This is a genomic window from Thermodesulfobacteriota bacterium (assembly GCA_036482575.1).
In the GTDB taxonomy this organism is placed as follows: Bacteria; Desulfobacterota; GWC2-55-46; order GWC2-55-46; family JAUVFY01; genus JAZGJJ01.
The window spans coordinates 1-10,933 of the sequence record JAZGJJ010000054.1 but is presented as its reverse complement, the minus strand read 5'-3'; the positions used below and the strand labels follow the sequence as shown (position 1 = coordinate 10,933).

The following is a 10,933-nucleotide window of genomic DNA, read 5'->3' as shown; positions in this document are numbered from 1 at the left end:
TACTGGTTCAAGACGATAACGAAAAAGATAAACCTCCTTAAGGAGGTCGAGGACTACCTCTCGGCGGGGTTGAACGAGAAGGCGGCCTCGCTCCAACGTACCGCGTCCCGGGAGTTTTTCCTGTACGTAACGCTTACGCTCGGCGCCCTTTTGCTCGCGGCCCTTCTCGCGGTCGTAATCATGCGCAGCATCAAGCGTCCCCTGAAGCAGATGGTGCAGGCCTCGCAGAGGCTCGCACAGGGTGACGTGGACGTGGTCGTGGACGTGGCGTCAAAAGACGAGATAGGCAAGCTCGGGCAGGCATTCGAAGATATGGTCCTTTACATGCAGGAGGTGGCCCATACGGCCGAGACCATGGCCGATGGGGACCTCCGGAAGGACGTGGCCCCCAAGACCGAAAGGGACGTGCTCGGCAACTCGTTCAAGAAGATGGTCGGGGGGTTGCGCGCTATAGTCGGCCAGGTAAGGGGAGGGGCGGACGAGATAGCCTCCGCCACCGCCCATATCGCCACCGCCAGCGAGCTGTCGAGCAGGAGCGGAGATACCGCGGCCACGGCCGTGGAGGAAATATCGGCCACCATGCACGAGATAAGCGCCAATATACAGAACGTGGCCAGGAACATCCAGAAGCAGTCGGCGTCCGTAAGCGAGACGTCCATCTTCATCATGGAGCTTATCAACTCCATACAGAGGGTGGCCGAAACTTCGAACAAGCTGGCCGATATAGCCAGGGAGAGCGCCGGCACGGTCGCCTCGGGCAAGGAGGCCGTGGACCTCTCGGCCGAAGGCGTTAAGAACATAACCGGCGTCATGAACGATTCGGCCGAGACCATAAGGATGCTCGGGAGCAGGACCAAGGACATAGGGAAGATAATAGATGTGATAAACGATATAGCCGAGCAGACGAACCTGCTGGCGCTGAACGCGGCCATCGAGGCCGCCAGGGCGGGCGAGCACGGCATGGGCTTCGCGGTCGTGGCCGACGAGGTGAGGAAGCTGGCCGAGAGGTCGGCCACGAGCACGGCCGAGATATCCGAGCTTATCTACGGCATCCAGAAAGAGGCCACCACCGCCGTTAAGGACGTGGAGAAGAACGTGGGCGCCATCGAGGGGGCGTTAAAACTTTCCGACGGAGTGGTGGAGGCGCTGCAAAAGATAGAGGAGTCGGTCTCCGAGGTAACCAGGTATTCGCAGGACATAAAGGCGTCCATGGGCGACCAGGCCGAGGGGTGCGAGCAGATATCCGCGGCGGTCGCCAACCTGACGGAAATAACCCAGGAGATAAGCTCCTCGGCCGACGAGCAGGCCTCGGGCACCGAAGAGGTCGTCCAATCCGTGGAGCAATTGAGGGAGATGGCCCAGAGTAACGCGGACAACGTCCAGCAGCTCGCCGCATCGGCCGAGCAGATGAGCAGGCAGGCCGAGACCCTTAACGGCTCGGTCTCGAAGTTTACCGTCGATACGGCCCCAAAGGGTAAAAAAGGGAAGGCCGCTGCGGCCCCCGGGGCTCCTACCGGCCACGTCAGCCGTCGTTCCTCCCGGGCGTGACCTGGCATGAAAGACTCGGCTAAAACAAAGGCGCAGCTCATCGGTGAAGTGGAGGAGTTGCGCCGGAAGCTCGACGAGCTGAAGAAGGCTAACGTCGCGAATATGCAGGCGGAGGCGGAAGAGGAGATAAGGAAGCTCTCGCGTGCCGTCGAGCAGAGTCCCGCCACGGTCCTAATAACCGACACCAACGGGGACATCGAGTACGTCAACCCCAAGTTCACCGAGTTGACCGGCTATAGCTTCGAAGAGGTAAAGGGGAAAAACCCCAGTGTCCTTAAGACGGGGCATACCAAGGAGGAAGTATACAGGGACATGTGGGGGAAGATTTCCTCGGGAGGGGAGTGGAAGGGGGAGTTCTTAAACAGGAAGAAGAACGGCGAGCTCTACTGGGAGAACGCGCACATCTCGGCCATAAAGGACCAGCAGGGGAATATAACGCATTATCTCGCCGTAAAGGAAGATATAACCGCGCGCAAGGCGGCGGAAAAAGAGGCCCTGAGGGCGCAAAAACTCGAGTCGGTCGGCCTTCTCGCAGGCGGCCTCGCCCACGACTTCAATAACCTCCTTACCTCGATTATCGGCAACGTTTCTCTCGCAAAGTTGTCCTTTTCACCGAATGACAATCTCTACCTGAGGCTCGATAAGGCGGAGAAGGCGTCCCGCCGCGCCGCCGAGTTGACCAGGCAGCTGCTTACCTTCTCGAGGAGAGGTGAGACCCTTATAAAAACGGTCTCCGTAGCGGAGGTGGTAAGGGAGGCGCTTGACATCGCCCTCAGGGGAACCGACATAACCGAAGAGGCCGTTATCCCCGACGACCTCCTTAGCGTGGAGGCCGACGAGGGGCAGATAAGCCAGGTCATAAGCAACCTTATCATAAACGCGAAGCAGGCCATGCCGTGCGGAGGCGCGGTCAGGGTGGAATGTAAAAACGTTACCCTGAAGGAGGGGGACCCCTCCGGGTTGGGGGCGGGCCGATACGTGACCGTATCGGTCAGGGACAACGGGGCCGGGATGGGAGAAAAGGTCCTGCAGAAGATATTCGACCCGTACTTCACTACCAAGGAGACCGGCAGCGGGCTGGGCCTTGCCACCTCCTATTCCATAATTAAAAATCACGACGGACACATCGCCGTGGAGTCAAAGCCGGGGTGCGGGGCGACGTTTACGGTCTTTCTTCCCGCTTCGGTCAAGGGGGTGGAGAAGGAGAAGGACGGGGAGGAGGCGATCGTTAAGGGAAACGGGCGCATACTCGTGATGGACGACGATACGTCGGTGGGAGATTTTGTCTGCGCGTCGCTGGAACACAGCGGCTACGAGGTGCGGTTCGTAAGCGAAGGCTCCAGGGCGGTCGAGGAGTACAGGAAAGCCAAGGAGGATGGCGTACCCTTTTCCGCCGTCATCATGGACCTGACCGTAAAGGGAGGCATGGGGGGCAGGGAGACCATAAAGATGCTCCTCCGGGAGGACCCCGACGTGAAGGCGATAGTCTCGAGCGGCTACTCGAACGACCCGGCAATGACCCGCCCTAAGGAGTACGGCTTTAAAGAGACCATAGCCAAGCCGTATCGCGCCGCGGAACTCAGCAAGGTAGTCTACAGAGTGGTCAGGGGTACGCACTGACCGAACCGTTTTTCATGTCAAACTCCTCGAAGCACCGCTGCACGGCTTGACTGCAAACCCCAAATCCAAAGCACCAAATTCCAAACGATATCGAATGTTCAAAACCCAAAATTCAAGATACTCATTGAGAGTTCATTCTGAACATTTGGAACTTTGAATTTGTTTGGGGTTTGGATATTGGTGCTTGGAGCTTATACTCCTTCGTGCTGCGATTGTCTTTGACTTGGCGTCGCGGAGTTTGCTATAACAGACCCGTAGGCGTATCTATGTATATAAAACGGGAATTAACCAGGTGAAGAGGACCGGATGAAGATCCGAAGGGGAATAACGGCCGGCGGTACCGTTCTTGCGGCCCTGCTCCTGTCCACGGCGCTTTTTACGGGGACGGCCGAGGGGCAGAGGGTTAAAGAGAGGCTTTTTGACGCGGTGGAGGCCGGTCGGAACGAGGAAGTCGAGCGCCTCATAGCCGGGGGTGCGGACCTGGAAGCAAAGGACTTCCTTGACAGGACAGCCCTTATGATCGCCATCGAGAACAACAACACGGACACCGCCCTCCTGCTGCTCGAAAAGGGCGCCGACCAGGACGCGAGAGACATTTCGGGCAGGACGCCGCTCATGGTCGCCGTATGGCGCGGCAATAACGAGATAGCCCGCCTCCTTATCGAAAGGGGAGTAAAGGTAAACCGCAGGTACGTCTCCGGCAGGACGGTCCTTATGGTTGCCTCCTGGAACGGCAACACGGGCATAGCCCGCCTCCTTATTGGAAAGGGCGCGAAGGTGAACCTGCGGGACGAGTACGACATGACGGCCCTTATGCATGCCGCCTCGTACGGTCGTACGGATGCGGCCCGCCTCCTCGTTGAAGCGGGCGCCAAGATGGACCGGAAAGACCTCTCGGGCAAGACGGCCCTTATACACGCCTCCTGGAACGGCAATACGGACACCGCCCGCCTGCTGCTCGAAAAGGGCGCGAAGAAGGACCTTAAAGACGAGAACCTCAGGACGGCCCTTATGACCGCCGCCTGGCACGGCCATACGAAGACGGCGGGGCTCCTTATAGAAAAGGGCGTTAAGAAGGACGAGAAGGACGAGGAGGGCAAGACGGCCCTTATGTATGCCGCCTGGCACGGCCATGTCAACACGTCCCGTCTCCTCCTGGAAAAGGGCGTTGCACGGGACGAGAAGGACGACTACGGCAAGACGGCCCTTATGATCGCCGTCTGGCACGGCCACTCGGACGTGGCGGAGTTCCTCATCGAAGAGGACGCCGAGAGGGACGAGAAGGACAACACGGGCAAGACGGCCCTTATGTATACGGCCTGGCTCGACAACCCCGGCGTGGCCCGCCTTCTCCTTGAAAAAGGCGTGGACGTGGACGCCAGGGAAGAGACGGGCAGGACGGCCCTTATGATCGCCGCCTGGCACGGCAGCACCAGGATAGCCCTCTTCCTCCTTGAAAAGGGCGCCGGCCTGAGCGAGAAGGACAGCGCCGGCAAGACGGCCCTGGCGCTGGCAAGGGAAAGCGGGCACGCGGATATCGAGAGCATCCTCCTGAGGGCCGGGGCAAAGTAGCGGCCCGAAAGGGACGGTTAGTCCACGGGTCCGCGGCCATGATTTTAAGGGGTTACGGCATTAGCCGTAACCCCTTTTTATTCCGCCGGGGATCTTCGAGGTTAGCTCGCAGCTTTTATGGTCTCGATGACCGGCGGGCTATACGATATCCCCGTCCTTAAGTATCCGGACCGTCGTCCCGCCCCTCTCCACCGAGAGGGTGGGCTTGAAGAACACGAAGTCCTGGTGGAAGGGGACGCGCACCATCCCTCCGAAGCTCGAGTTGTCGCCGATGGCTATGTGGACGGTGCCGAGAATCTTTTCGCTCTCGAGGATATTGTCCGCCCTGGTGGCCATGTCGTTCGTTCCGATCCCCAGCTCCGCAATATTCCCGAACAGCGGGTTTTCCTTTATCTTCCACTCCAGTTCCCTCGCGAACGCGTCATCGCCGCTTACGCCGACGACCGTCCCGTCCCGGACCTCGAGGGTTATGGGGCTTTTGAGCTTTTTCGTCGGCGCCCACTCCAGCACGAGTTTCCCGTTGGCGCTGCCCTCAACCGGCGCTACGTACGCCTCTCCGGCCGGGAGGTTGCCGAAGGAGCCGGCTTCCGAGAGTATCCCGGTATCGGACAGTACCTCCCTGCCCTTTATCGACATGCTAATGGAGGTGCCGTTGGGGGTTTCCATATGCACGGCGTCGGCGCCGCCGAGGCGCAGCGCCAGGCCGATGGTCCTCTCCCGGAGCGCATCCCAGTCCGCGGCCATGGCGCCGTCGAGCATGGACTCCTCGAAGAGCGGCATGCTGGCGTACCTCGCGCCCGCTATCCTTGTTATGAAGTCCCTGAAGCGCGTATGGCTCGTTGAGTAGTTCGAAAGGGCGATAACGCAGGTGACCGGGTCAAAAGTACGCTCCCTGACTATCTCCTCGCACTTTTTAATCTCTTCGGCGCCGACTTTCTTTTCGAGGAGCTTTTCGAGGAGGCCGTTTTCCCTGAGCGTCCGCAGCACACGGGGGCCGAAAGCGGCTTCCCATACCCTGGCCGGCGGTTCCGTGCCGTGGCTGCCCAGCGAGGGGTATTCTATATAATGGGTGTTACAGAGACGCTTGGCCACCTCCGCGATCGTCCGGGCCACCCGTCTCGCCCCCTCCCTCCTCTTCTTTTCGTCCTTGCCTATCTCCTCGTCGTCCCTTACAAGGTCGGTGAAGACAAGCACCTTCTCCCCGCCCCATGCCTTTACCACGAGGTTTACGGCAAACAACTTTGTAATAGCCTCTTCCACGGACCTTAACCCCCGGAACTGTTTTTAGTATATGGTTACAACAGCTTAAATATACTCCCCTTAAGCGGCTTTGTCAACAGGCCCTTTCGACCCCGGCCCGAGCGGAAAGCAGGTGGGTTTTTCCGGGCATTTTTTTCCATTTTTTCCTTTGACATTCTTTTTCCTTTTGGTAATATCAAGCAGCAGACGCTTTGCAACTTACCCTCGCCGTATGGAACTTAAGAGGACACCCCTATATGACATGCACCGCGGTCTTGGCGCGAGGCTTACCGCCTTCGCCGGCTGGGAGATGCCGCTCAGGTACACGGGCGAGACCGAGGAACACCTGGCGGTCCGCAACTCGTGCGGGCTTTTTGACGTAAGCCACATGGGAGAGATAGAGCTCTCCGGCGCCGGGGCCGCCCGCGCGGCAGAGCGCCTTACCACTAACGATACGGAGAAGCTCGAGGACGGAAGGTGCCAGTATACGCTCATCTGCAACCCCCGGGGCGGTGTCATAGACGATACGATACTCTACCGTTTTTCCCCGAAAAGGTTCATCTTTTGCGTGAACGCGTCCAACACGGAAAAGGTCTTTGGCTGGATAAGGGATAACGCCGGCGATGATGTCGCCGCAGAGGACGTGAGCGCCTCTTTTGCCCAGCTTGCGCTTCAGGGCCCATTGTCGGCCGCTCTCCTCTCGCCGCTTTCCGAGACCGACCCCTCACTGATAAGGCACTTCCACTTCGTGGAGACCAGGGTATCGGGGGTGGAGGTCCTCGTATCCAGGACCGGCTACACCGGCGAGGACGGGTTCGAGTTTTATACCTCTCCGGAGGGGGCCGTGGAGCTATGGCAGGGGCTTATGGATGCGGGCAGCGAGTTCGACCTCAGGCCCGTGGGGCTCGCGGCAAGGGATACGCTCCGGGTCGAGATGGGCTACCCGCTTTACGGCAGCGAGCTCTCGGAGGACACGACCCCGATCGAGGCCGGGCTTTCGAGGTTCGTAAAGCTCGATGGAGAGGACTTTATCGGCAGGGAGGCCCTCCGGGGCGAGGCGGCACGGGGACCGGCGAGGCGGCTTGCGGGCTTTGAGATGGCCGGGCCGGGCATACCGCGCCGAGGGTACGCCATACTGAAGGGGGAGAGGAGGGTAGGCGAGGTCACAAGCGGCGCATTCCTTACGGGCAGCAGACGTGCCGTGGGCATGGGTCTTGTTGAACCCTCTTTAACGGTGCCGGGCACGGCACTGGCGATAGAGATACGGAAAAGGCAGGCAAAAGCTGTCGTGGTCACCATGCCTTTCTATCAAAGACAGGCCGCGGCCACGGCCGTATAGAAACTATTACCAGGAAAGGAGAGAGAAGAGACATGGAGTTTCCAAAGGAGCTTAAGTACAGCAAAGAGCACGAATGGGTGCGGGAGGAGGGCACGGCCGTCGTGGTGGGCATAACCGATTACGCACAGGACTCGCTCGGGGACGTGGTGTACGTGGAACTCCCGCAGGAGGGGAGCACGGTCACAAAGGACGAGACGTTCGGCGTGGTCGAGTCGGTAAAGGCCGTCTCGGACCTCTACTCGCCTCTAAGCGGCAAGGTAGTCGAAGTGAACGACGCCATAGTGGACAGCCCGGAGGTCATAAACGACGAGCCCTACGGCGACGCGTGGATGATAAAGTTGGAACTGAGTGACGCGTCCGAGCTCGGAGATCTCCTGAGCGCCGAAGAGTACCAGACGTTCATAGAGGAAGAAAAGTAGTCTTGGGGGAGAGTGGAAATTTTCCTTATATACCCCATACCGAGGAAGACGTCCGTCGCATGCTCGATCTTCTGGGGCTCTCCTCGGTTGAAGAGTTGCTGGGCGCGTTCCCGGACGAGCTCAGGCTTAAAGGTCCGCTCGACCTTCCTCGGGGGCTCTCCGAGCAGGCGCTCCTCGCCGAGCTTAAGGAGATAGCCGGAAGGAACGCGACCGTCGAGGACCACGCTTCATTCCTCGGCGCCGGAGCGTACAACCACTATACCCCCGCGGCCGTGGGCCACATCCTATCGAGGTCCGAGTTCAATACCTCCTACACGCCCTACCAGCCCGAGGTAAGCCAGGGCACGCTCCAGGCGATATTCGAATACCAGACCCTTATATGCCAGCTGACCGGAATGGAGGCGGCTAACGCCTCCCTGTATGACGGCGCCTCGGCCGCGGCCGAGGCTGCACTCATGGCAAGGCGCGTAACGCGCGGGAAAAGGAAAAGGAAAAGGAAAAAAATCCTCCTGAGCTCCGCGCTCCACCCCGAGTACAGGGAGACCGTCAGGACCTACCTGCGCTCCACGGGCGAGGAGGTAAGGGAACTCCCCTACTGTGCGAAAAGCGGCATCATGCCGCCCGGGGCGGCCGGGGAGGCGGTGGACGAGGATACCGCGTGCCTCGTCGTACAGCACCCCAACTTCTTCGGCTCGCTCGAAGAGGTGGATGAGCTCGCCGAGGCCGTACACAAAAAAGGGGGGCTCCTCGTGGTCGTGGTAACGGAGCCGCTGTCGCTCGGGATCTTAAAACCCCCGGGAGAGATGGGCGCGGACATAGTAGTCGGCGAGGGCCAGTCGTTCGGCAACGCGCTCGGCTTCGGCGGGCCGTACCTCGGCTTTATGGCCACGAAGGACGAGTACCTGAGGCAGATGCCCGGAAGGGTCGTGGGCCGGACAAAGGACAGGTTGGGCAAGAGAGCTTTTTGCCTTACGCTCGCCACCCGTGAGCAGCACATAAGGAGGGAGAGGGCCACCTCCAATATATGCACCAACCAGGGGCTCGCCGCACTTGCCGCCGCGGTATATCTCGCCTGCCTCGGAAAGGGCGGCCTCATGGACCTTGCGAGGCTCAACCTCTCCAAGGCGGAGTACCTGAAAGAGAAGCTCTCGAAGCTCAAGGGAGTAAAGACGGCGTTCAACGCCCCGACCTTCAACGAGTTCGTGATCGAGCTCGACGGAGAGGTGGAAGCTGTTCTTGACAGGCTCCTTGAAGAGAAGATAATCGGCGGGCTGCCGCTCGGAGGCTTTTATCCCGAACTGTCGAACCACCTGCTCCTCGCCGCAACCGAGATGAATACGAAAGAAGATATGTACAGGCTTACGGAGGGGGTAGCCACTCTTGTCGGCAGGTAAGGACAAAGAACTGATATTCGAGCTGTCGTCTCCCGGAAGGCGCGGTGTCGCGCCCGCTGCCCCGGACGTGCCGGAGGCGGGGGCAGAAGGGGTCGTTCCGAAAAGACATCTCCGTCGCGATATAGAAGGCTTCCCCGAGGTCTCGGAGCCGGACGCGGTAAGGCACTATACGCGCCTCTCGCAGAGGAACTTCGGAGTGGACAGCGGTTTCTATCCGCTCGGCTCCTGCACCATGAAGTACAACCCGAAGATAAACGAGGAGATAGCCGGTCTTGCCGGTTTCTCCCGCGTCCATCCCTACCAGCCGCGGGAGCTCACCCAGGGCGCGCTCGGGCTTATGCACGAGCTCGAGGGTTTTCTCTCCGAGATAAGCGGCATGGACGCCGTAACGCTCCAGCCCGCCGCCGGAGCCCAGGGCGAGTTCTGCGGGCTTCTCATGGCGGCGGCTTACTTCGAGGGCAAGGGCCGCCCCAGACTGAAGGTCATAATACCGGACACCGCCCACGGCACGAACCCGGCAAGCACGCACCTCGCCGGCTTTAAAGCGGTGCGGGTCGCCTCGGAGGGTAAAGGCGTGCTGACCCCGGAGGCGATAGACAGGGTGATGGACGAGGACACGGCGGCCCTGATGCTCACCAACCCCAATACCCTCGGGCTCTTCGAGCGGAACATAAAGGAAATAGCCGAGGTGGTCCACGGGAAGGGAGGGCTTGTATACTGTGACGGCGCGAACCTGAACGCGCTCATGGGACTCATGAAGCTCGGCGAGATGGGCGTGGACGTCGTGCAGTTCAACCTGCACAAGACCTTTTCCACCCCGCACGGCGGAGGGGGGCCGGGGGCAGGGCCGGTAGGGGTTACAAGAGAGCTGGAGCCCTACCTGCCCGTTCCGAGGATACGGAAAGACGGCGGCAAGTACGGCCTTGCCTTCGACCACCCGAACTCCATAGGGAGGCTAAAGGCTTTTTACGGCAACTTCCTGGTAATGGTAAAGGCCTACGGCTATATAAGGAGCATGGGGCCGGAGGGGCTCAGGAGGGCAAGCGAGATGGCCGTCCTGAACGCGAACTACATAAAGGAGCGGCTTAAGCCGTACTACCACCTGCCCTATGACACGACCTGCATGCACGAATGCGTCTTTTCCGACAGGGACTTTAAGGATAAGGGCGTGACCACCATGGACCTTGCGAAGAGGCTTATAGATTACGGCTTCCACCCGCCGACCGTCTACTTCCCGCTCGTTATAGACGGGGCCATAATGGTCGAGCCCACCGAGACCGAGAGCCCGGAGACGGTCGACGCGTTCATAGAGGCCATGAAGAGTATCGCCAGGGAGGCCGTGGAGGAGCCCCAGCTCCTGAAGGACGCCCCTACGGGCGCGCCGGTGGCCCGAGTCGATGAGGTAGGGGCCGCCAGGGAGCCGTGCCTCCGCTGGAAGCCCCCCCGCCCCCTCCGGTAGGCGCTACGGCTGGCCGCGGCCCCTGTAGCTTATAAGGTTATAGACAAACCTGCCGTGGATGCTCACACGCTCTATCTCGAAGTTCTCCGGGAACGGGTTAAACGGAGAGGCGAGCCTTATAGCGGTGACGGCTGCGTCGTCAAGCGGCGGGTAGCCCGAGGACTTTACGACCTTTATGTCACCCACGCTGCCGTCCCTGTCTATAGTGAAGTCGATCTTCAGCCTGCCCTGTTCTCCGTTCCGTACGGCCGAAGGCGGGTAGTCCCAGTAGAACTCGATCCGGCGCTTCATGTTCATTAGGTACTTGTGGTACTTGAGCTCGGAGGTGTTGAGCGCGAGCACC

The 10,933-nt window shown here is 60.1% G+C and carries 9 protein-coding genes; 7 read left to right on the top strand and 2 right to left on the bottom strand.

The genetic code is table 11. The annotated features are described in order from the left end of the window. The 3 genes from V3W31_02545 to V3W31_02535 all read left to right on the top strand — a co-directional run. On the top strand, window positions 1–1,548 hold a 1,548-nt coding region (locus V3W31_02545), incomplete at its 5' end, for a HAMP domain-containing methyl-accepting chemotaxis protein (GenBank protein ID MEE9613817.1). Window positions 1,549–1,554: 6 nt separating this feature from the next. Continuing rightward, the gene (locus V3W31_02540; GenBank protein ID MEE9613816.1) at window positions 1,555–3,168 is read left to right on the top strand and encodes a PAS domain S-box protein; all 1,614 of its coding nucleotides are present in this window, start codon (window positions 1,555–1,557) and stop codon (window positions 3,166–3,168) included. A 306-nt stretch (window positions 3,169–3,474) separates the two neighbouring features. After that, window positions 3,475–4,740 carry an ankyrin repeat domain-containing protein gene (locus V3W31_02535; GenBank protein MEE9613815.1) on the top strand — a complete coding sequence of 422 codons (1,266 nt, stop codon included), beginning with the start codon at window positions 3,475–3,477 and terminating at the stop codon, window positions 4,738–4,740. A 138-nt stretch (window positions 4,741–4,878) separates the two neighbouring features. Here the strand turns inward: V3W31_02535 and V3W31_02530 are convergent, their stop codons facing one another. Beyond that, window positions 4,879–6,000: a peptidase gene (locus V3W31_02530; protein MEE9613814.1), complete on the bottom strand. Its 1,122-nt coding sequence runs from the start codon at window positions 5,998–6,000 to the stop codon at window positions 4,879–4,881. 211 nt (window positions 6,001–6,211) lie between these two features. On the opposite strand from V3W31_02530, the gene gcvT reads away from it, so the two are divergent. Genes gcvT through gcvPB form a run of 4 tightly spaced genes read left to right on the top strand, consistent with a single transcriptional unit; the run spans window position 6,212 to window position 10,590 of the window. Next, on the top strand, window positions 6,212–7,318 hold the full coding sequence (gene gcvT, locus V3W31_02525) for a glycine cleavage system aminomethyltransferase GcvT (GenBank protein ID MEE9613813.1): 1,107 nt from the start codon (window positions 6,212–6,214) through the stop codon (window positions 7,316–7,318). A 32-nt stretch (window positions 7,319–7,350) separates the two neighbouring features. Continuing rightward, window positions 7,351–7,737, top strand: a complete 387-nt coding sequence (gcvH, locus tag V3W31_02520; protein ID MEE9613812.1) for a glycine cleavage system protein GcvH — start codon at window positions 7,351–7,353, stop codon at window positions 7,735–7,737. A gap of 2 nt (window positions 7,738–7,739) precedes the next feature. Next, entirely contained in the window at window positions 7,740–9,131 is a 1,392-nt protein-coding gene (gene gcvPA / locus V3W31_02515) for an aminomethyl-transferring glycine dehydrogenase subunit GcvPA (protein MEE9613811.1), read from the top strand. Beyond that, window positions 9,118–10,590, top strand: coding sequence for an aminomethyl-transferring glycine dehydrogenase subunit GcvPB (gene gcvPB, locus V3W31_02510; protein MEE9613810.1), 1,473 nt, complete (start codon window positions 9,118–9,120; stop codon window positions 10,588–10,590). The genes gcvPA and gcvPB overlap by 14 nt, the downstream gene beginning before the upstream one ends. A gap of 3 nt (window positions 10,591–10,593) precedes the next feature. Here gcvPB and V3W31_02505 read toward each other — a convergent pair. Continuing rightward, window positions 10,594–10,933: energy transducer TonB (locus V3W31_02505; GenBank protein MEE9613809.1), on the bottom strand; the 340-nt coding region annotated here is incomplete at its 5' end.

Coding starts and splice junctions, on each gene's coding strand:
- V3W31_02540 (MEE9613816.1), top strand. CDS start 1,555: ATGAAAGACTCGGCTAAAACAAAGGCGCAGCTCATCGGTGAAGTGGAG.
- V3W31_02535 (MEE9613815.1), top strand. CDS start 3,475: ATGAAGATCCGAAGGGGAATAACGGCCGGCGGTACCGTTCTTGCGGCC.
- gcvT (MEE9613813.1), top strand. CDS start 6,212: ATGGAACTTAAGAGGACACCCCTATATGACATGCACCGCGGTCTTGGC.
- gcvH (MEE9613812.1), top strand. CDS start 7,351: ATGGAGTTTCCAAAGGAGCTTAAGTACAGCAAAGAGCACGAATGGGTG.